The organism is Streptomyces endophyticus (assembly GCF_035798155.1).
Taxonomy (GTDB): Bacteria; Actinomycetota; Actinomycetes; order Streptomycetales; family Streptomycetaceae; genus Streptomyces; species Streptomyces endophyticus.
In genome coordinates, this window is record NZ_JAOZYC010000158.1 from 21325 (window position 1) to 41714 (window position 20390).

Annotated in this window: 16 protein-coding genes; 11 read left to right on the forward strand and 5 right to left on the reverse strand. The window is 70.1% G+C overall.

What is annotated here, in order from left to right; translation table 11 throughout:
* Nucleotides 1-14: 14 nt before the first annotated feature.
* The 3 genes from OKJ99_RS32065 to OKJ99_RS32075 form a co-directional block, all read right to left on the reverse strand.
* Nucleotides 15-1703, reverse strand: a complete 1689-nt coding sequence (locus tag OKJ99_RS32065; RefSeq protein ID WP_326021486.1) for a penicillin-binding transpeptidase domain-containing protein — start codon at nt 1701-1703, stop codon at nt 15-17.
* Between the two features lie 133 nt (nt 1704-1836).
* Nucleotides 1837-3468, reverse strand: coding sequence for a penicillin-binding transpeptidase domain-containing protein (locus OKJ99_RS32070; RefSeq protein ID WP_326021488.1), 1632 nt, complete (start codon nt 3466-3468; stop codon nt 1837-1839).
* Between the two features lie 126 nt (nt 3469-3594).
* Nucleotides 3595-5367 (reverse strand): dolichyl-phosphate-mannose--protein mannosyltransferase, encoded by a 1773-nt coding sequence (locus tag OKJ99_RS32075; protein WP_326021490.1) that lies wholly within the window; start codon nt 5365-5367, stop codon nt 3595-3597.
* Between the two features lie 63 nt (nt 5368-5430).
* Between OKJ99_RS32075 and rsmI the strand changes: the two genes are divergently transcribed.
* From rsmI to OKJ99_RS32120, 9 genes are all read left to right on the forward strand, one after another.
* Nucleotides 5431-6315, forward strand: a complete 885-nt coding sequence (gene rsmI / locus OKJ99_RS32080; RefSeq protein WP_326021491.1) for a 16S rRNA (cytidine(1402)-2'-O)-methyltransferase — start codon at nt 5431-5433, stop codon at nt 6313-6315.
* Nucleotides 6316-6513: 198 nt separating this feature from the next.
* The gene (locus tag OKJ99_RS32085; protein WP_326021493.1) at nt 6514-6951 is read left to right on the forward strand and encodes a hypothetical protein; all 438 of its coding nucleotides are present in this window, start codon (nt 6514-6516) and stop codon (nt 6949-6951) included.
* Nucleotides 6952-6975: 24 nt separating this feature from the next.
* Nucleotides 6976-7854 carry a TatD family hydrolase gene (locus OKJ99_RS32090; protein ID WP_326021495.1) on the forward strand — a complete coding sequence of 293 codons (879 nt, stop codon included), beginning with the start codon at nt 6976-6978 and terminating at the stop codon, nt 7852-7854.
* A gap of 141 nt (nt 7855-7995) precedes the next feature.
* A complete protein-coding gene (locus OKJ99_RS32095) occupies nt 7996-9237 on the forward strand; it encodes a ubiquitin-like domain-containing protein (protein WP_407700810.1) in 1242 nt (413 codons plus the stop codon).
* 98 nt (nt 9238-9335) lie between these two features.
* Nucleotides 9336-10202, forward strand: a complete 867-nt coding sequence (rsmA, locus tag OKJ99_RS32100) for a 16S rRNA (adenine(1518)-N(6)/adenine(1519)-N(6))-dimethyltransferase RsmA (protein ID WP_326021497.1) — start codon at nt 9336-9338, stop codon at nt 10200-10202.
* Nucleotides 10199-11095, forward strand: a complete 897-nt coding sequence (locus tag OKJ99_RS32105) for a 4-(cytidine 5'-diphospho)-2-C-methyl-D-erythritol kinase (protein WP_326021498.1) — start codon at nt 10199-10201, stop codon at nt 11093-11095. Before rsmA ends, OKJ99_RS32105 begins: the two co-directional genes overlap by 4 nt.
* 235 nt (nt 11096-11330) lie before the next feature.
* Nucleotides 11331-13160 carry an ABC-F family ATP-binding cassette domain-containing protein gene (locus OKJ99_RS32110; RefSeq protein WP_326021499.1) on the forward strand — a complete coding sequence of 610 codons (1830 nt, stop codon included), beginning with the start codon at nt 11331-11333 and terminating at the stop codon, nt 13158-13160.
* A 162-nt stretch (nt 13161-13322) separates the two neighbouring features.
* Nucleotides 13323-14963 carry an outer membrane protein assembly factor BamB family protein gene (locus OKJ99_RS32115; RefSeq protein ID WP_326021501.1) on the forward strand — a complete coding sequence of 547 codons (1641 nt, stop codon included), beginning with the start codon at nt 13323-13325 and terminating at the stop codon, nt 14961-14963.
* 248 nt (nt 14964-15211) lie between these two features.
* The gene (locus OKJ99_RS32120) at nt 15212-15901 is read left to right on the forward strand and encodes a helix-turn-helix transcriptional regulator (protein WP_326021502.1); all 690 of its coding nucleotides are present in this window, start codon (nt 15212-15214) and stop codon (nt 15899-15901) included.
* A gap of 236 nt (nt 15902-16137) precedes the next feature.
* Here OKJ99_RS32120 and OKJ99_RS32125 read toward each other — a convergent pair whose 3' ends face one another.
* Nucleotides 16138-16449: a hypothetical protein gene (locus OKJ99_RS32125; protein WP_326021504.1), complete on the reverse strand. Its 312-nt coding sequence runs from the start codon at nt 16447-16449 to the stop codon at nt 16138-16140.
* A gap of 18 nt (nt 16450-16467) precedes the next feature.
* Nucleotides 16468-18150: a sodium:solute symporter family protein gene (locus OKJ99_RS32130; RefSeq protein WP_326021505.1), complete on the reverse strand. Its 1683-nt coding sequence runs from the start codon at nt 18148-18150 to the stop codon at nt 16468-16470.
* A gap of 198 nt (nt 18151-18348) precedes the next feature.
* On the opposite strand from OKJ99_RS32130, the gene galT reads away from it, so the two are divergent.
* Nucleotides 18349-19413, forward strand: a complete 1065-nt coding sequence (galT, locus tag OKJ99_RS32135) for a galactose-1-phosphate uridylyltransferase (protein ID WP_326021507.1) — start codon at nt 18349-18351, stop codon at nt 19411-19413.
* Nucleotides 19413-20390 carry a UDP-glucose 4-epimerase GalE gene (gene galE, locus OKJ99_RS32140; protein WP_326021508.1) on the forward strand — a complete coding sequence of 326 codons (978 nt, stop codon included), beginning with the start codon at nt 19413-19415 and terminating at the stop codon, nt 20388-20390. Before galT ends, galE begins: the two co-directional genes overlap by 1 nt.

The following is a 20390-nucleotide window of genomic DNA, read 5'->3' on the forward strand; positions in this document are numbered from 1 at the left end:
GTATCGGCGCCCGGTCAGCCGCCCGCCAGCAGCATCTTGCGGACGACGGGACCGGCCGAGTCGCCGCCGTGCCCGCCCTGCTGCACCACGGCCGCCGCCGCGAGGTCCCCACGCCAGGCCGTGAACCAGCCGTTGGGGTCCTTCTGCCCGTCGACCTCCGCGGAGCCGGTCTTCGCGCCCATGTCGGAGCCGAGCCCGGACATCGGCTTCACGGCCGTGCCGGCGATCGTCGTGTAGTGCATCAACTCCCGCATCTTCGAGGCCGTCGAGGCGGAGATGGGCTTCGCCGCCTTCGCCAGGGTGCGGTCGTCGAAGTCGGGCGAGACCAGGTACGGCTGGTGGAAGGCGCCCGCCTTCACGGTCGCCGCCACCGAGGCCATGTTCAGCGGGTTCATCCGGACGCCGCCCTGCCCGATCAGCGAGGCCGCCATCTGCGCGTCCGACATCACCGGCACCGCGCCGTCGAAGCTCGGCACCCCGATCGACCAGTTGTTCATGCCGAGGCCGAAGACCGTCTGCGCCTGCTTGGTCAGCGAGTCGTTGTCGAGCTTCGGGGCCTGGCTGATGAAGGCCGTGTTGCAGGACGCGGCGAAGCTCGACTTGAACGTGCCGTTCTTGATCTGGAACTTGTCGTCGTTCTGGAACTTCCAGTGCCCGTACGTGAAGTACTTCGGGCACGGGTGCTTCTTGTCGACGTCGGTGATGTTCTTGTCCAGAAGCATCGACGCCGTGATGACCTTCATCGTGGAGCCGGGCGCGAGCGAGCCCTGGAACGCCGTGTTGAACCCGGGGCTGGAGTTCGCCACCGCCAGGATCTCACCGGTCGACGGCTTCACGAGCACGACCGAGGCCTTCTTGCGCGACTTCACCTGGTCCTCGGCGGTGGCCTGGAGCGCCGGGTCGAGCGTGGTCTTCACGGTGCCCGGAGTGCCCTTGGAGAGAGCCAGCAGCGTCTTGTCGGGCAGCGCGTTCTTGTCGTCGGACTTCTTCTCCGACTGACCGCGCACGACGCGCAGTTCGACGCCGGCGGTGCCGCCCGCCTTCTTCCCGTACTTCTCGCGCAGTCCGTCGACGACGGTGCCGATCGAGGGGTACTTCTTCTTGTCCAGCTCGTTGCCCGCCCGGTCGACGGCCTTGACCGGCGGATCGCCCGCCTCGCCGGTCTCCAGGTGGTCGCCCTCCTTCAGGTCCGGGTGCACGACGGCGGGTTGCCAGTCGACGAGGACCTTGCCGTCGCTCTTGCGGCGCTCGGCGGTCAGCGAGGAGTCGTACGCGAAGGGCTTGCTCAACTTCTGGTACTCGACCGTGGACGTGACGTGGAAGGGGACTTCGGCGCCCTTGCGGGTGCCGGGCGCGAGCTTCACGCCGGTGAGGTGGGCTTCCTTGGCGACGTCGGCGAGTGCCTTTTTCGCGGCGGCGGGATCGCTGGTGTAGGTGGCCGCCTTCGCGGCGTCCCCGTGCTGCCAGGCGGTGAGGAAACCGTCGGCCGCCGCGCGAACCTCCTTGGCGGACGGCGGGCCCTTGGGGATCTCGGGCTTGTCGTCCGCGGCCGAAGCGGAGGTGCTGCCCGCCCGGTCACCGCTCCCGATCAGCGCGTACGCGCCGACGCCTGCCCCGATGACGGCGACGGCGGCGACGCCACCGATCACCAGGGCGTTCGTGTTGCGTCGCGTCTCACCGCGACGCTTGCCTCTGCTGCCCACCTGAGTCCTCCGGAGATCTACGGGTGGCCCAGGGTACGGGGTGGCCCTGAACGCACTTTCCATAGGACAGAACGACGTGGCAACGCCTGGCGATGCGTGGATTCACCGCCAGGCGCAGGGAGGCGTAGGGGAACTACGCTCCGGCCCGTAGAACGGCCGCGACGACGGGGCCCGCCGCGTCTCCGCCGTGCCCGCCGCGCGGCACCGTCGCGGCGGCCGCCACATCGCCGCTGTAGCCCGTGAACCAGGAGTTGGCGTCGCCCTGGCCGTCGACCTCTGCGGAGCCCGTCTTCGCGCCCTTGTCGCCGGGTACGCCCGCCATGGCCGCGGCGGCGGTGCCGTTGGTCGCGGTCAGCCGCATCATCTGGCGCAGCTGGTCGGAGGTTCCGGGCTTCAGTCCCCGCGCCGTGGCGAGCGGGTGGTCGTCGATCTTCCGGGAGACGAGGACCGGCTGGTGGAACGTGCCGGTGATGGCGGTCGCCGTGACCGACGCCATGTTCAACGGGTTCATCTTGACCCGGCCCTGGCCGATCATCGCGGCGGCGTCGTCCGAGTCGCCCGGCAGCTCCACGGAGCCGTCGCGGGAGACGATCCCCGTCTTCCAGTCCTTGCCGAGGCCGAACCGGTCCTCCGCCTCCGCGGCGAACTTCTTCGCGCCCAGGTCGTCGGAGAGCTTGATGAAGGCGGTGTTGCAGGACCGCGCGAAGCTGTCGGCGAGCGTCGCGTTCTGGTTCGGCCGCATGCCCTTGAGGTTGTGGAAGGTCTGGCTCATCGCGACCGCCGAACCGGGGCAGGGCGCCTGGCCGTTCGCCGAGGTCACACCGTTGTCGATCAGCGCCGCCGCGGTGAGGATCTTCATCACGGAGCCGGGCGCGGTGCCGCCCTGGAACGCCGCGTTGAACTCGCCCTTCGCCTCGTTGGCGACCGCGAGCACCTCACCGGTGGACGGCTTGACCGCCACCACCGAGGACTCCTGGTACTTCTTCACCGCCTGCTCGGCGGCGGCCTGCGCGGTCGCGCTGATCGTCGTACGCAGCGTGCCGGGCTTGCCCTTGGCGAGCGTGAGGAGGGTCTTCGCGGCGGACGTCTCCCCGCCCGCGTCGGTCCGCTCCACGTACGTCTCGATGCCCGGCGAACCCCCGGCGGCATCCCCGTACTTGGCGCGCAGCTGGTCCAGGACCGGGCCGAGTGACGGGTACGTGTCCTTGGTCAGCACGGTGCCGTTGCGGTCCACGGCCTCGATCGGGGGCGCGGGGGCCTCTCCGGTGACGAGCGTGTCGCCCTTCTTCATCGCCGGGTGCACCACGGCCGGCGACCAGTCGACCAGCGCCCGCCCGGTGGTCTGCCCGCGCACGACCGTGAGCGAGGAGTCGTACGACAACGTCCTGGTCTTCTTGCCGTACGTGACGGTGGCCTTGACGTGGAAGGCGACCTTCGCGCCGTCCGCCTTCGTCGCCGTCAGCTCGGTGTGCGTGACGTGCGCCTTGTCGTGCCAGTCACCGAGGACGCTCATCGCGTTGTCGGCGTAGTCCGTGAGCCGCGCCGCGGCCCCCGGGTCGTTCTTCGCCCACGCCGCGAGGAACCGCTCCGACGTCTCCTTCACCTCGTCGCCGGACGGCGGCCCCGACTTGTACTCCGACCCCTGCGACGACACGGTGTTCCCGCCCGTGACCGCCGTGACGAGGTTGTACGCCCCGTACCCCGCGCCGCCCACCATGACGGTGCACACCCCGCCGACGATGGCGATCTTGGCCCCCTTGCGCATGACGCGCTCCCCTCCCCAGGTTTACGAGAGGGACTGTAAGCACGAGGAGTGCCCCAAGGGGCACGGGTTCATCGGATGATGTCCGAAGGTGTCCGGATTGAGATCACCAAGCTGACCGAAACCGGCTCACACCCACGTGTCCAACCACATCCGCGACCGCCACGAGTCGACCGGGATCGCGTCGCCCGTGTAGATCGGCCAGAAGTAGATGAAGTTCCACGCGATCAGCAGCACCAGGGCGCCCGCGCCCGCCGCGCCGATCACCCGCCGTCGCTCCGGTGAGCCCGGTTTGCCGATGATCGCGCCGAGCATCATCGCCAGGGCCAGGCAGAGGAACGGGGCGAAGACGACCGCGTAGAAGTAGAAGATCGTCCGCTCTTGGTAGTTGAACCAGGGGAGGTAGCCGGCCGCGATGCCGCACAGGATCGCGCCCGCCCGCCAGTCGCGGCGGAAGAACCAGCGCCACAGCACGTACAGGAGCGCGAAGCAGGCCGCCCACCACAGCAGCGGCGTGCCGAGCGCCAGGACCTCGCGGGCGCACTTCTCGGTGGCGTCGGCGGGGCAGCCGTCGGCGCCGGGCTTCGGCGACTCGTAGAAGTACGAGACCGGGCGGCCGTCGACCAGCCAGCTCCACGGGTTGGACTGGTAGGTGTGCGGCGAGCTGAGCGTGGTGTTGAAGTTCCACACCTCGTGCTCGTAGTGCCACAGGCTGCGCACCCAGTCCGGCAGCCAGGCCCAGGTGCCGCCCTTGCCGTCGGTCGCCGCCCAGTCGCGGAAGTAGCCGCCGGAGCCGTCGGCGGGGGAGAGGATCCAGCCGAGCCAGGACAGGACGTAGGTGGCGATGGCCACGGGGACGGTCGAGACGAACGCCGGGACGACGTCCCGCTTCAGCACCGCGCGGTAGGGGCGCTCGGCGCCCGCCACCCGCCGCGAACCCACGTCCCACAGCACCGACATCAGCGCGAAGGCGGCGAGGAAGATGAAGCCGTTCCACTTCGTGGCGGCGCCGAGGCCGAGGCACAGTCCTGCGAGCAGCCGCCACGGGCGCCAGCCGAGGCGCAGGGTCCGGGCCACCTCGTCATCGGGGTGGGGCAGCCCGTGCTCGTCCACCGGCAGCGCGGCGGCCAACTGCCCGCGCGTGCGCTCCCGGTCGAGCACCAGACAGCAGAACGCCGCCAGCACGAAGAAGACCAGGATCGAGTCGAGCAGCGCGGTGCGGCTCATCACGTACGAGAGCCCGTCGACGGCGAGCAGCGCGCCCGCCAGGCAGCCGAGGAACGTGGAGCGGAAGATGCGCCGCCCGATCCGGCAGACCATGAGCACGCACAGCGTGCCGAGGACCGCCGTCATGAACCGCCAGCCGAACGGGTCGAACCCGAACATCCACTCGCCGATGCCGATGACGTACTTGCCCACCGGCGGATGCACGACGTACGAGGCGTCGTGCGGGATCGGTACGTTTCCGCCCGTGGCCAGGATCTTGTCGTTGGCGTCCTTGGGCCAGTTCACCTCGAAGCCGCGGTGGATGAGTGCCCACGCGTCCTTCGCGTAGTACGTCTCGTCGAATATCACGGCCTTCGGGTTGCCCAGATTCCAGAACCTGGCGAGGCCCGCGACGAGCGTGACGAGCAGCGGCCCGACCCAGCCGACGATCCGCTCCGCCTGCGCGGCGGAGAACCGGCTCAGCCCGAAGGACGCCCACAGACGGCCCCCGAGCGGCGGGAACGGCGGCACCAGGCGCGTGCCCACGGCACCGCTTCTGGCCCCGTTCTCCCCAGCCCGGTACCCGAACCTGCGCAGCCCGCGCAGCCACGACGACTGCGGTGGCTCCAGGCCGGCGGCCTGCTCGGTCGGTGCGCTGGTCGGAGTCGCCCCGGACGACGACGCGGTACTGGTCACGCGCGCCATCGTAGGGAACACGACTGTGCGAGTCCCGTGCGCCGTCCCTGCGAGACTGGAACAGTGACAGGAACCGCAGAATCCCCCGAGTCCACCGGAACCCTCGTGCTCGCGGGCACCCCGATCGGCGACGTGTCGGACGCGCCGCCGCGGCTTGCCAAGGAGCTGGCCACCGCCGATGTCGTCGCCGCCGAGGACACCCGGCGCATGAAGCGGCTGACGCAGGCGCTCGGGGTGCAGGTCGGCGGGCGTGTCGTGTCGTACTTCGAGGGCAACGAGTCGGCGCGCACGCCGGAGCTGGTCGAGGCGCTCGCCGGCGGGGCGCGGGTGCTGCTGGTGACGGACGCGGGGATGCCGTCCGTGTCCGACCCCGGTTACCGCCTGGTCGCGGCCGCCGTCGAGCGGGACATCCGCGTCACGGCCGTGCCGGGTCCCTCCGCCGTGCTCACCGCCCTCGCGCTCTCCGGGCTCCCCGTCGACCGCTTCTGCTTCGAGGGCTTCCTGCCGCGCAAGGCGGGCGAGCGGCTCTCCCGGCTCAAGGAGTCCGCGCAGGAGCGCCGCACCCTCGTCTACTTCGAGGCCCCGCACCGCCTCGACGACACCCTCGCCGCGATGGCCGAGGCCTTCGGGGACGACCGCCGCGCGGCCGTGTGCCGCGAGCTCACCAAGACGTACGAGGAGGTCAAGCGCGGCCCCCTGAAGGAGCTCGCCGAGTGGGCCGCCGAGGGCGTGCGCGGCGAGATCACGGTCGTCGTCGAGGGCGCTCCGGAGAAGTCCACCGACGACCTCACCCCCGCTGAGCTGGTGCGCAGGGTGCGCGTGCGCGAAGAGGCCGGGGAACGGCGCAAGGAGGCGATCGCGGCCGTGGCGGTCGACGTGGGGCTGCCCAAGCGCGAGGTCTTCGATGCTGTCGTGGCGGCAAAGAATGCGGATCGAACCGCCCCATAGGCGTGTAAAGGACTAACCTGAAAAGCAAAGCGAAGACCGCGCGCCAGGCCTGTTTCGGCAGGGAAAGGCCAAATCGGATCCAATAGTCGACAGGGCTTTTGCGCTCGGCCCAGCGGAGGCGTCCACTGGTTGAAGGGGACGCACCCGTCCCCACGCTGCCGCAGGGCAGCGTTTGTCCAGCGGGCAAGAGGAGCTGGCATGAGCGAGTTCGCAGTCTCCAAGACAGCCATTGGTGCGCAGACGCCCCCGGTCCCGAATCGCAGCGCGGCGATTTCGATCGTCCACGAGTCGTATTCGTTCGCCTGCATGCGGTGCGGGCACGGCTGGGAGCAGTCCTACGAGATCGAGCACCACGTCGACGGGGAGGGTGCGGAGTTCGTGATGTACGTGGTCAAGGGCGAGCGGGTGCCGTCGCCGCTGACCCGGCCCACCTGTGTGAACTGCGAGGGCCACGTCGTGCGCATCATGCGCGCGGGGCGGGTCTCCTCGGCCCATGAAGCGCTGCAGCACCACCGCACCCCGCGGTCGGGTTCCGTGGAGGTGCCGGAGCCGGAGTCGGCGGAGCGCGAGGGGCACCACCACTGGCATCTGTCGGACCTGCTGCACCCCTTCAGCCACCACAAGCGGGACGAGTGACACCGGGTTCGTAGGATCGGGGGCATGAGCCCCAGCACCAAGGACGTCACCCCGCCGCCGCTGCCCGCGCCCCTGGAGGTCGAGGTCGCCGACTCCCACACCCACCTGGACATGCAGGAGGGAACCGTGGAGGAGGGCCTCGCCAAGGCGGCGTCGGTGGGTGTGACCACGGTCGTCCAGGTGGGCTGCGACGTCGCGGGCTCGCGGTGGGCGGCCTCCGTCGCCCAGGAGCACGCGCGCGTGCACGCGACCGTCGCCCTGCACCCCAACGAGGCGCCGCGCATCGTGCACGGCGACCCCGACGGATGGTCCCGGCAGGGCGCGCGCGAAGCCCTCGGTGACGCCGGGCTCGACGAGGCCCTCGCCGAGATCGACCGGCTCGCCGCCCTCCCGCACGTGAAGGGCGTCGGCGAGACCGGCCTCGACCACTTCCGTACAGGCCCCGAAGGCAAGGCCGCCCAGGAGCGCTCCTTCCGCGCCCACATCGAGATCGCCAAGCGGCACGGCAAGGCGCTCGTCATCCACGACCGTGAGGCGCACGACGATGTGCTACGCGTCCTGAAGGAGGAGGGCGCGCCCGAGCGCACCGTCTTCCACTGCTACTCCGGTGACGCGGACATGGCCCAAATCTGCGCGGAGAACGGCTACTTCATGTCGTTCGCGGGAAACGTGACGTTCAAGAACGCGCAGCCGCTGCGCGACGCGCTCGCGGTGGCCCCGCTCGACCTGGTCCTGGTCGAGACCGACGCGCCCTTCCTCACGCCCGCCCCGTACCGCGGTCGGCCTAACGCCCCGTATCTCATTCCGGTCACGCTGCGCGCCATGGCCGAGGTCAAGGGCGTCACGGAGGAAGCCCTCGCGACGTCGGTCTCCGCCAACACCGCGCGTGCCTTCGATTACTGAGCGATAACGGTCACGGGCGCTCTCGTCCGCTCACCTTCGGGCAAAGTCGCCACACAGAGTGACCGTGGTGCTTTGGAGAGTGACGAACGCTCCGCTAGGTTCTGCTCGCCTGATCCGCCCCTCCCCGGGGGCCGGACACCTGTGAGTGCCTGGAGCGTCGTCGTGAGCATTACGCCGCAGGAGACGTACGAGCGGTATGAGCTGTACGAGGCGGAGACCCGGGTCCCCGCCCCGGCGCCGCCCGGCGGCCGGGCCGAGGCCCGGCGCGCCGCACGCCGCAAGAAGACGGCGCAGCGCCCCGAAGCGCTGCGCAGGCTGCTGCCGCAGGCGCTGGTCGTCGCGTTCCTCGCGGGCGGCACGTCCGCCTTCGTCGCCGACGACAAGGCCATCCACCTCAGCGTCGACGGCAAGGAGCGCACCCTGCACACCTTCGCCGACGACGTCACCGAACTCCTCGACGACGAGGGCGTGGACGTCGGCGACCACGACGTCGTGGCGCCCGGCGAGGGGGCCGCGCTGGCCAGCGGGGACGAGGTCGCGGTCCGGTACGGGCGCCCCGTCCGGCTCACCCTCGACGGGCAGCGCCGCGAGGTGTGGACGACGGCGCAGACCGTGCACGGGGCGCTCAGCCAGCTCGGGGTGCGGGCGGAGGGCGCGTACGTCTCGGCCTCGCGCTCCCAGCGCATCGCCCGCCACGGACTCGAACTCGACGTACGCACCGAGCGCAGCGTCACGATCATGGCCGACGGCAACCGCCGCACCATCCGCACGAACGCGGCGACCGTGGGCGAGGCCGTCGAGGACGCGGGCGTCACGCTGCACGGGCAGGACACCACGTCGGTGCCGCAGAGCGGCTTCCCGCGCGACGGGCAGGTCATCACGGTGATGCGGGTGACGGGGGAGAAGGAGGTCCGCGAGGAGTCGATCCCCTACGCGACCGAGCGCACCGAGGACGCCTCGCAGTTTCAGGGCACGGAGATCGTCACGCGCGCCGGTGAGCCCGGCATGAAGCGGGTCACGTACTCGGTGCGCACCGTCAACGGGGTCAGGATGAAGCCGCGCCGCGTACGGCAGGAGGTCGTACGGGAGCCGCGCACGCAGCAGGTCAGGGTCGGCACGAAGCCGATGCCGACGTCCGTGGCCGGGGCGGACTCCCTCAACTGGTCCGGCCTCGCCGCCTGCGAATCGGGCGGGCGGCCGGGGGCCACGGACGCGACCGGTACCTACGGGGGGCTCTACCAGTTCGACACCCAGACGTGGCAGAGCCTCGGCGGCTCGGGGCGCCCCCAGGACGCGCCTGCCACGGAGCAGACCTACCGGGCGAAGAAGCTGTACGTCAGCCGTGGGGCGACGCCGTGGCCGCATTGCGGGGGCCGGTTGTAGGTGGGGCGGCACCGGGGTTGCGCTCTCGGGGCTCTGCCCCGGACCCCGCGCCTCAATCGCCGGCGGGGCTTGATCTGTGGCACGGCTACCCTTGAACGGTGAGCAACAGTGACCCCCAGGGCCCCCTCCTCGGCGCCGCGGACATCCGCGAACTCGCCGCGGCGCTGAATGTCCGGCCGACCAAGCAGCGCGGCCAGAACTTTGTTATCGACGCCAACACCGTCCGCCGCATCGTCCGCACCGCGGAAGTGACCGAGGACGACGCCGTCGTAGAGGTGGGACCCGGCCTCGGCTCGCTCACCCTCGCCCTCCTCGAAGCGGCCCGGCACGTCACGGCCGTGGAGATCGACGACGTACTGGCCTCGGCCCTGCCCGCCACCATCGCGGCCCGCATCCCGGCCAAGAAGGACGCGTTCGACCTCGTCAACATCGACGCGATGCAGGTCACCGAGCTTCCCGGCCCGGCCCCCACCGCCCTCGTCGCGAACCTTCCGTACAACGTCGCGGTCCCCGTCCTGCTCCACATGCTGGAGAACTTCCCGACCATCGAGCGCACCCTCGTGATGGTGCAGGCCGAGGTCGCCGACCGGCTCGCCGCCGGGCCCGGCTCCCGCGTCTACGGCGTCCCGTCCGTGAAGGCCAACTGGTACGCGGAGGTCAAGCTCGCCGGCCGGATCGGCCGCAACGTCTTCTGGCCCGCGCCGAACGTCGACTCCGGCCTCGTCTCCCTGGTCCGCCGCACCGAGCCGATCCCCACCACCGCGTCCAGGCAAGAGGTCTTCGCGGTCGTCGACGCCGCCTTCGCCCAGCGCCGCAAGACGCTGCGCGCGGCGCTCGCCGGGTGGGCGGGTTCGGCGCAGGCCGCGGAGGAGGCCCTCGTCGCGGCGGGCGTCTCCCCGCAGGCGCGCGGCGAGGCGCTCACCGTCCACGAGTTCGCCCGCATCGCGGAGGCAAAGCAGCAGTGAGTGCGACCGTACGCGTCCCCGCCAAGGTCAACGTCCAGCTCGCGGTCGGCGGCGCCCGCCCCGACGGCTTCCACGACCTGGCGAACGTATTCCTGGCCGTGGGCCTCTACGACGAGGTGACGGTGTCGGAGGCGGACTCCTTCACGCTCACCTGCACGGGCCCGGGCTCCGTCCCCGTACCCGAGGTCCCCCTGGACCGTACGAACCTGGCGGCGCGCGCGGCCATCGAGCTGGGGCGCAGGTACGACATCGCCCCCGACGTACGTATCCACATCGCCAAGGACATCCCGGTCGCCGGCGGCATGGCGGGCGGCTCCGCGGACGCGGCGGGCGCGCTGCTCGCCTGCGACGCGCTCTGGGGCACGAACGCCTCGCGCGAGGAGCTGCTCGACATCTGCGCCGAGTTGGGCAGTGACGTGCCGTTCAGCCTGGTCGGCGGTGCGGCGCTCGGTACCGGGCGGGGCGAGAAGCTCGAACCCCTCGACGTGGGAGGGGAGTTCTGGTGGGTGTTCGCGGCCGCGGACGGCGGTCTGTCCACGCCGGCGGTCTACCGCGAGTTCGACCGCCTCAGCCCCGAGGCCCCCGACCCCGTCGCCGCGCCCGCCCTCCTGGAGGCGCTGCGCACCGGCGACGTCGAGGCGCTCGCGGCCACGGTCACGAACGACCTGCAGCCCGCCGCGCTCTCCCTCTTCCCGTCCCTGAAGGACACCCTCGACGCCGGTACGTCGGCGGGGGCGCTGGCCGCGCTCGTCTCTGGCTCGGGCCCGACGACCGCGTTCCTCGTGGCGGACGAGTCCTCGGCGCGGAAGGTTGCGGCAGCGCTCACCGGTATCGCCGGATGCCGATCGGCCCGCGTGGCCTCGTCCCCCGCCCGGGGAGCCACGATTCTCTGAGCCGCGCGGCCCTGTTACGCGGCACCGTGGCGCCGCCTTGCCCACCCTGCCGCCCAAGGCGGCAGATTGCCCAAGGCGGCGACGACCGGCAAATCAAGCCCCGCTCTGGGACGAGAGCCAGCGGGGTCCGGGGCGGAGCCCCGTGGCGGGGGAACGGGTGACCAGCACCATCGGCGAGCCGACTACGCTGGAAGACTGGCCCACCCCCGTGGCCCACCCCCCGGAGCGGAGCGTAATGGCAGTCAATCTGGTCAACGTCGAGAACGTCTCGAAGGTCTACGGCACCCGTGCCCTCCTCGACGGCGTCTCCCTCGGCGTACAGGAAGGCGACCGGATCGGCGTCGTGGGACGCAACGGAGACGGCAAGACCACCCTCATCCGGATGCTCGCCAAGCTGGAGGACGCCGACACGGGCCGCGTCACCCACAACGGCGGCCTGGAGCTCGGCGTGCTCACCCAGCACGACTCGCTCGACCCGGAGGCCACCGTCCGGCACGAGGTCATCGGTGACATGGCCGACCACGAGTGGGCCGGCAGCGCCAAGATCCGCGACGTGCTCACGGGCCTCTTCGGCGGGCTCGACCTGCCCGGCTTCCCGCAGGGCCTGGACACCGTGATCGGCCCGCTCTCCGGCGGCGAGCGGCGCCGTATCGCGCTCGCCAAGCTGCTCATCGCCGAGCAGGACCTGATCGTCCTCGACGAGCCGACGAACCACCTCGACGTCGAGGGCATCGCCTGGCTCGCCCAGCACCTGCGGGCCCGCCGCTCCGCCCTCGTCTGCGTCACGCACGACCGCTGGTTCCTCGACCAGGTCTGCACCCGCATGTGGGACGTGCAGAAGGGCGACGTCTTCGAGTACGAGGGCGGCTACTCGGACTACGTGTTCGCGCGCGCCGAGCGCGAGCGGATCGCCGCGACCGAGGAGAGCAAGCGGCAGAACCTGATGCGCAAGGAGCTGGCCTGGCTGCGCCGCGGCGCCCCCGCCCGCACCTCCAAGCCGCGCTACCGCATCGAGGCCGCCAACGAACTGATCGCCGACGTCCCGGAGCCGCGCGACAAGAGCGAGCTGATGAAGTTCGCGAACGCCCGGCTCGGCAAGACCGTCTTCGACCTGGAGGACGTGACCGTCACCGCCGGACCGAAGATGCTGCTCAAGCACCTCACCTGGCAGCTCGGCCCCGGCGACCGCGTCGGCCTGGTCGGTGTGAACGGCGCGGGCAAGACGTCGCTGCTGCGCGCCCTCGACGAGGCCGCCCGCAGCCAGGGCGATGTGCAGCCCGCCGCGGGGAAGATCATCGTGGGCAAGACCGTCCGGCTCGCGTACCTCTCCCAGGACGTGACCGAACTCCCGGCCTCCCTGCGCGTATTGGAGGCCGTCCAGCAGATCCGCGACCGTGTCGACCTCGGCAAGGGCCGCGAGATGACCGCGGGCCAGCTGTGCGAGCAGTTCGGCTTCGCGAAGGACAAGCAGTGGACGCCGGTCGGCGACCTGTCGGGTGGCGAGCGGCGCCGCCTCCAGATCCTCCGTCTCCTCATGGACGAGCCGAACGTCCTCTTCCTCGACGAGCCGACGAACGACCTGGACATCGAGACCCTGACGCAGCTGGAGGACCTGCTCGACGGGTGGCCCGGCTCGATGGTCGTGATCTCCCACGACCGGTTCTTCCTCGAGCGCACCACCGACAACACCTTCGCCCTGCTCGGCGACGCCACCCTGCGGATGCTGCCGCGCGGCGTCGAGGAGTACCTGGAGCGCAGGCGGCGCATGATCGAGTCCGCGTCCCCCGCCCCCGCGGCCGCCCCTGCCGCGGTCGCGGCTGAGAAGGCGGGGCCCTCCGCGGCCACTGGGTCTTCTAAAGATGTACGCGCCGCGAAGAAGGAGCTCCAGAAGGTCGAGCGGCAGATGGACAAGATCTCCGAGAAGGAGAGCAAGCTGCACACGCAGATCGCCGACAACGCCACCGACTTCGGGAAGGTCGCGAAGCTCGACGCGGAGCTGCGTGATCTGGTCGCGCAGCGCGAGGAGTTGGAGCTGCGCTGGATGGAGCTCGCCGAGGACGCGTGAGCCACGCGCGCCGCGGGCCGGTCCTCCCCTGGGTACGGGGACGGATCGGCCCGCTGCCTGTCGGCCGCGAGTGATAGAAAAGGGCCGCCGGGACGAGAAGGTGCGACCCGGCCAACGGCGACTGGCCTTGCCGCAACTCAACGTCCCCGAGGTACCCAGGTCATGACCCAGCCACCCCCACCCCGACCGCCGAACGAACCCCCGTCCCCGCAGGGCCGATTCGGCGCCCCACCGCCCATGCCGCCGTACACCGCCCCCGGCTACGGCACCCTGCGCACCCCGCTCCCGCCCGAAGCCCGGGACCGCCTGGGGCAACAGCCGTACGAGCAGTCCCAGTACGAGCAGCCCCGGTACGGCCCTCCGCAGCCGCCCACCCGTAAGAAGGTGCCGCCGATCGCGCTCGTCATCGGAGCCGCGGTCGTGGCCCTCGCGCTGATCGTCGGCGGCGGATTCCTCTATGCCACGAGGTCCGGTGACGACCCCGGCGTGGGCGCCGCGGGCTCCGGCGGCGACAAGAGCGGCGACGGCTTCGGCGGTGCTGCGGCGGAGCAGGCCCCGGCCGACCCGTCGGCGGGGGTGACGCTGCGGCTGCCCGCGCCGAAGGTGGCGAAGCGGCAGGTGGACAGCGTCCAGGGCTCCTGGCTCACCGACAGGACGTACGCCAAGGCGGGCGTGAACCAGCTCGTCGGGTACGACGCCGCGAGCGGCAGGAAGACCTGGACCCTCCCGCTGTCGGGCCAGACGTGCGCGGGAACGGACACCGTCACCGGTGACGCGCTCGCGGCCGTGGTCAGCGAGGCGGGCAAGCGGCCGGCGAACGGCGACCACAAGCCGTGCAGCCAGATCACGGTCTTCGACGTCAACACGGGGCACAAGCTCTGGACGCAGAGCCTGGGCCAGGGCTCGAACAGGCGGATCTTCGAGGAGCTCTCCCTCTCGGGCAACACGCTCGCGGCGGGCGGCGGTCTCGACGGCGGCGCCGCCTTCGACGTCAAGTCGGGCGACATCCTGTGGCAGCCCGACACCGGGGAGTGCCAGGACCTCGGCTACCACGGCGGCGCCCAGCTCGTGACGGTCCGCAAATGCGGCACCTACGGTGAGCACGCGACGTACGACGTCCAGCTCCTGGACCCGGTCACGGGCCAGCCCAAGTGGTCCTACAAACTCGCCCGGGGCTTCGCCGGCGTAAAGGTCCTGTCCACCAAGCCGGTCGTCTTCGGGGTGGGAAAGGGCACCAACGCGGCGGGCACCATCACCGACATCTTCGCCCTGGACAGCCGCGGAGGACTCGCGAGCAGGATCTCCATCGACCCCAAGAAGTACGACTTCGCCTGCGAGGTCGGAAAGACCGAGGACTGCGCGAAGATCACCGTCGGCAATGGGCGGATCTATTTCGCGACCCGGCCGCACGGGTCCGACGACGGCACGGGCCCGGCCGACGAGATCGTGTCGTACTCCCTGGAGACGGGAAAACGCACGGGCGACCGCGTCACGGGCGGCGACCACCACGACATCTTCCCGGTGCGCATGGACGGCGGAAACATCCTGGCGTTCAAGACGGGGGCGGCCGACAAGGGCAGCCAGATCGTCACGATCGACCCCCACACCTTGAAGCAGTCGACCCTGGTGGAAACGCCGGCCACGCCTGCCGTCCGGAACATGATCAGCGCCATGGCGCCGGGCCGCTCGAATTCCGAACTCCGCTATTCCAAAGGAAGATTGTTCCTCGGTCAGCCCTTGATCGGTGAGCCCTACGCGGACGGCGGCAAGCGGTACACGGCGATCGGTTTCGGCACCGGCTGAAAGCGGTCGCGAAGTCGCCCCGAACGAAAGCTTCTTGGCGCTGGCTTTGCTTTCCTGTACCCCCAAACATCCCTCAATGCACTGGATTTCAGCATTGAGGGCCGCTTCTGGCCGGTAGGGGGCGCGCAACCTCGAACAAGCGTGTAGCTTCCGGGGGATGAAGGAGGACGGGGAGTCGGGGGGCTCGCCTGTCCGTGGGGGCCCGGGGGGTCGCGGGGACACCCGGGGTGGATTGGGGGGTTGGCCCGATGGGAGTGCGGCTGATGGTGGTCGACGACCACCGACTGCTGGCCGAGGCGTTGGCCTCGGCCCTGAAGCTGCGCGGGCACCGGGTGCTCGCGGCGGCCGCACCGGCGGCCGGAGCGGCGGACCTGGTCATCTCGCGGGCGCCCGAGGTCTGCCTGCTGGGCACGGCGACCCCCGCGGAGCCCGGCACCTTCGACCCGGTGGTCCGCATCAAACGCGAGCGTCCGCAGGTGGCGGTGGTGGTCCTTGGCCCCGTCCCCTCACCCAGAGGCATCGCGTCGGCCTTCGCGGCCGGCGCCTCCGGCTACGTACGGCACGACGAGCGCATAGAGGGCGTCGAGCGCGCCCTCATGAAGGCGCGGGCGGGGGAGGCGGCGGTGGCTCCCGCCCTGCTCCAGGGCGCGTTCGGGGAGTTGCTCAACCCGGTGGCCCAACCGGACGACGAGGGGCAGCGGTTGCTCCAGATGCTCACCCCGCGCGAGGTCGAGGTCCTGGTGCGGGTCGCGGACGGCGAGGACACCCGGCTGATCGCGGCGGGCATGGGCATCGCCCCGTCCACGGCCCGTACGCATGTGCAACGCGTCCTGATGAAGCTGGGCGTCGGCTCGCGCCTGGAAGCGGCTGCGCTCGCGGCGCGCACGGGGTTGTTGGACCGGGCGGGCCCGGTGGGCTCGCCGGAGCCGGAGTCCTGAGCTATAGTTGATCTTGCGTTGGTCGCCGCAACTCGCGGTGAACGACCGTGCGTTGGTGGTCCAAGGAAAGACGTCCCGCTTCCTGCGGGGAGATGCAGGTGCAAGGCCTGCCCAGCGCTCCGGCAAGGCCCATTCCGCTCCGGCGGAATGGGCCTTTTGCGTTGCGGGAGCGAGGGGGACTGTGACGTCCGACTACGGAAATCTCGTAGTTAGACGTCACAGTCCCGTCAGGGGAGTTACTCGGACGCTCCGTTCGCCTCAGCCAGTTCTTCCGGTGTCGGCGGTTCCGTGGGGCGGAGCTTCATCCAGGCCAGGAAGAACACGCCGAGGAGCAGCATGCCGATGCCGGTCCACAGGTTGATGTTGATGTCCTGGGCCTTCTTGAGGTCGGCGTCGGACGCCGTGAGGCCGGCGATCGTGACGATCACGCCGTACACCACGAAGAGGCCGCCGATGATGCGTCGCACGTCGAAGAGGCGGGCCGCCGTCGCCGACTTGGCCTCCAGTTCCTTCACTTCCTCGACGTGCTGGTTCATTTCGTCGCTCATGTCGTGTTACCTCGGACCTCAGAAGGAGAACGGGATGTAGCAGATGACGGCGAGGACGATCGCTCCCCAGCCCAGCAGGGCCGGCTTGCGGTACCAGGCGTCGTCACCCTCGGCCGGCGGCTCCTCCATGCCCGGCGACTTCGTGCCGTACACGAGACCGGCCAGTTCCTCGGCGGGCTTGGACTTGGTGCAGAGCGTGACCACGAACATCACCACCGCGCCGACCACGAAGGCGACGATCGAGGAGACGAAGTTGGCGCCCTGGTCCGAGGGGATCTCGACGACGCCCTGCTTGTAGAGCCAGAAGTAGTTCACCATCGCCGCGACGGTGCCGGACAGGAGGCCCCAGAAGCCGGCCGCCGGTGTGGTCCGCTTCCAGAACATGCCGATGATGAAGACCACGAACAGCGGGACGTTGAAGAACGAGAACAGCGTCTGCAGGTAGTTCATGATGTTGCTGAAGCTGCCCGCGATGAACGCGGTGCCCATGCCGATCACGACGCCGACGGCGGTGACGATGCGGCCGGTCCCCAGGTAGTACCGGTCGCTCCGGCCCTTCTTGATGTACGCGCCCCAGATGTCGTTGGTGAACACCGTGTTGAAGGACGAGACGTTGGCCGCCATGCCCGCCATGAAGGCGGCGAGCAGGCCCGTCACCGCGATGCCGAGGACACCGTTGGGGAGCAGGTCGCGCATGAGGACCGGGATGGCGTCGTTGTACTGCAGGCCGTCGGCGGACTTGCCGATGGACGGCTCCATGACCAGGGCGATCAGGCCGGGGATCACGACGACCATCGGGATGAGGATCTTCGGGAACGCGGCGATCAGCGGGGTGCGCTTGGCGGCGGAGAGGTTCTTCGCGGACAGCGCGCGCTGCACCTCGGCGAAGTTCGTCGTCCAGTAGCCGAAGCTCATCACGAAGCCGAGGCCGAGCACGATGGTCAGCCAGTTGGCGCCGAGCGGGTTGGCGTCACCGATGCCCGTGCCCTGCCAGGCCGTCATGAACGAATCGCCGTGCGAGCTGGAGAGGGAGTCCGATATGCCGTCCCAGCCGCCGACGCGCTTGAGGCCGACGATGGTCAGCGGGATGAGCGCGGCGAGGATGACGAAGAACTGCAGGACCTCGTTGTAGATCGCCGAGGAGAGCCCGCCGATCGTGATGTACGCGAGGACGAAGAGGCCCGCGATGACGATCGCGATCCACTGCGGCCAGCCGAGCAGTGCCTGGAGCACCAGGGCCATCGCGTACAGGTTGACGCCCGCGATCAGCACCGAGGAGACGGCGAAGATGATCGAGGAGAGCAGGTGGGACGAGGGGCCGAAGCGGTGCAGCAAGAACTCGGGGACCGAGCGCACCTTCGACGAGTAGTAGAAGGGCATCATCACCAGGCCGAGGAAGACCATGGCGGGGATGGCGCCGATCCAGTACCAGTGCACCGTGTAGAGGCCGTACTGCGCCCCGTTGGCCGCCATGCCGAGGAGCTCGGTGGCACCCAGGTTCGCGGCGACGAACGCGAGACCGGTGACCCAGGCGGGCAGGGAGCGCCCGGACAGGAAGAAGTCCAGGCTGGTCTTCACGGAGCGGCGGGCGGCGAAGCCGATGCCCAGCACCACGACGAAGTAGATCGCCATGATCGCGTAGTCGAGGCCATTGGTGGGCAGCCGGAGCCCCTCGGCCAGGGTTGTTGTGGGGGACAGCATGTAGATCTCGCTTCGTTGCGCGAACTGAAACAGTCCGGAACCTACGCCTCCGGCTTCAATAAGTGAACAGTTCACATGACGTTCTTTGTTGGATTGTGATCGAGACCCCGACTCCCGACCCTTTCCCTTGACGTTGCTGTTGGCTTATGCTTTGTTGTGTTTGGTTCTGTTTGATTGGCGTGATGAGGAGCATCGGACGTGAAGAAGACGTCGACCCGGCTTGCCGACGGTCGTGAGCTCATCTATTACGACTCGCGCGACGACGTCGTCCGGGACGCGGCCGACCGCCGCCCGCTCGACCCCACCGTCACCACGTCGGAGGTTCGCCGCGACCCGCTGCTCGGCGACTCCGTGGCGATCGCCTCGCACCGCCAGGGCCGCACGTACCACCCGCCGGCCGACGAGTGCCCGCTGTGCCCCTCGGAGGGCGAGCGGCTGAGCGAGATCCCCGACTCCTCGTACGACGTGGTGGTCTTCGAGAACCGCTTCCCCTCGCTCGCCGGGGACGCGGGGCGGTGTGAAGTGGTGTGCTTCACGTCCGATCACGACAAGTCCTTCGCCGATCTGACCGAGGAGCAGGCGGGACTCGTCCTCGACGCCTGGACGGACCGCACCGCCGAGCTCTCCCACCTCGACTCCGTCGAGCAGGTCTTCTGCTTCGAGAACCGCGGCGCCGAGATCGGCGTCACCCTCGGCCACCCGCACGGCCAGATCTACGCCTACCCCTTCACCACCCCGCGCACGGCCCTGATGCTGCGCTCCGCCGCCGAGCACAAGGAGCAGACCGGCGGCCGCAACCTCTTCGCCGACGTGGTGGAGAAGGAGGTCGAGGACGGCTCGCGGATCGTCCTCGACGGCGAGCACTGGGTCGCCTTCGTGCCCTACGCCGCCCACTGGCCGTACGAGGTGCACCTCTACCCCAAGCGGCAGGTCCCGGACCTGCTCGCACTCGACGACGACGCACGCACAGAGTTCCCCAAGATTTATCTGGAACTCTTGAGGCGCTTCGACCGGATCTTCGGCGCGGACCAGCCGGTGACGCCGTACATCGCGGCCTGGCACCAGGCCCCGTTCGGCTCGCTGGACGAGTTCGAGGGCGTCAACCGCGATGATTTCGCGCTGCACCTCGAGCTTTTCACCGTCCGACGCACTTCCGGCAAGCTGAAGTTTCTGGCGGGTTCCGAGTCCGGCATGAGCGTGTTCATCAACGACGTGCCGCCGGAGACCGCGGCCGAGCGACTGCGAGAGGTAGCGAGCAAGTAATGGTTAAGGCCGTTTCCAAGAAGTACCTGGTCACGGGCGGTGCCGGCTACGTCGGCAGCGTCGTCGCGCAGCACCTGATCGAGGCGGGCCACGAGGTCACCGTCCTCGACAACCTCTCCACCGGCTTCCGCGAGGGCGTGCCCGCGGGCGCCGCCTTCGTCGAGGGCGACATCCGCGACGCGGGCAAGTGGCTCGACTCCTCCTACGACGCCGTGCTGCACTTCGCCGCGTTCTCGCAGGTCGGCGAGTCCGTCGTGAAGCCCGAGAAGTACTGGGCCAACAACGTCGGCGGCACCATGGAGCTGCTCGCCGCGATGCGCGCCGCGGACGTCCGCAAGCTGGTCTTCTCCTCGACCGCGGCCACGTACGGGGAACCGGTCAACACCCCGATCACCGAGTCCGACCCGACCGCGCCCACGTCCCCGTACGGCGCCTCGAAGCTCGCGGTCGACCACATGATCACGGGAGAGGCGGCCGCGCACGGACTGGCTGCCGTATCCCTTCGGTACTTCAACGTGGCGGGCGCGTACGGCAGCTGCGGCGAGCGGCACGACCCCGAGTCGCACCTCATCCCGCTCGTCCTCCAGGTCGCCCAGGGCGGGCGCGAGTCGATCAACGTCTTCGGCGACGACTACCCGACGCCCGACGGCACCTGCGTCCGCGACTACATCCACGTCGCCGACCTCGCCGAGGCCCACCTCCTCGCCGTCGAGGCCGCGCGGCCCGCCGAGCACCTCATCTGTAACCTCGGCAACGGCAACGGCTTCTCGGTCCGCGAGGTCATCGAGACCGTCCGCCAGGTCACCGGGCACCCGATCCCCGAGGTCGTCGCCCCGCGCCGCGGCGGCGACCCGGCCGTCCTGGTCGCCTCCGCCGACGCCGCGCGCGAGCGCCTCGGCTGGAACCCGTCCCGCGCGGACCTCGCGGGCATCGTCGCCGACGCCTGGGAGTTCGCCCAGGCACGTGAGCAGCAGTAG

Excerpts from the sequence above, each read along its gene's own strand:
- galE (WP_326021508.1), top strand. The coding sequence starts at position 19,413 with ATGGTTAAGGCCGTTTCCAAGAAGTACCTGGTCACGGGCGGTGCCGGC.
- OKJ99_RS32085 (WP_326021493.1), top strand. The coding sequence starts at position 6,514 with ATGAGCGAGTTCGCAGTCTCCAAGACAGCCATTGGTGCGCAGACGCCC.
- OKJ99_RS32090 (WP_326021495.1), top strand. The coding sequence starts at position 6,976 with ATGAGCCCCAGCACCAAGGACGTCACCCCGCCGCCGCTGCCCGCGCCC.
- OKJ99_RS32070 (WP_326021488.1), bottom strand. The coding sequence starts at position 3,468 with ATGCGCAAGGGGGCCAAGATCGCCATCGTCGGCGGGGTGTGCACCGTC.
- OKJ99_RS32125 (WP_326021504.1), bottom strand. The coding sequence starts at position 16,449 with ATGAGCGACGAAATGAACCAGCACGTCGAGGAAGTGAAGGAACTGGAG.
- OKJ99_RS32120 (WP_326021502.1), top strand. The coding sequence starts at position 15,212 with ATGGGAGTGCGGCTGATGGTGGTCGACGACCACCGACTGCTGGCCGAG.
- OKJ99_RS32130 (WP_326021505.1), bottom strand. The coding sequence starts at position 18,150 with ATGCTGTCCCCCACAACAACCCTGGCCGAGGGGCTCCGGCTGCCCACC.
- OKJ99_RS32115 (WP_326021501.1), top strand. The coding sequence starts at position 13,323 with ATGACCCAGCCACCCCCACCCCGACCGCCGAACGAACCCCCGTCCCCG.
- OKJ99_RS32110 (WP_326021499.1), top strand. The coding sequence starts at position 11,331 with ATGGCAGTCAATCTGGTCAACGTCGAGAACGTCTCGAAGGTCTACGGC.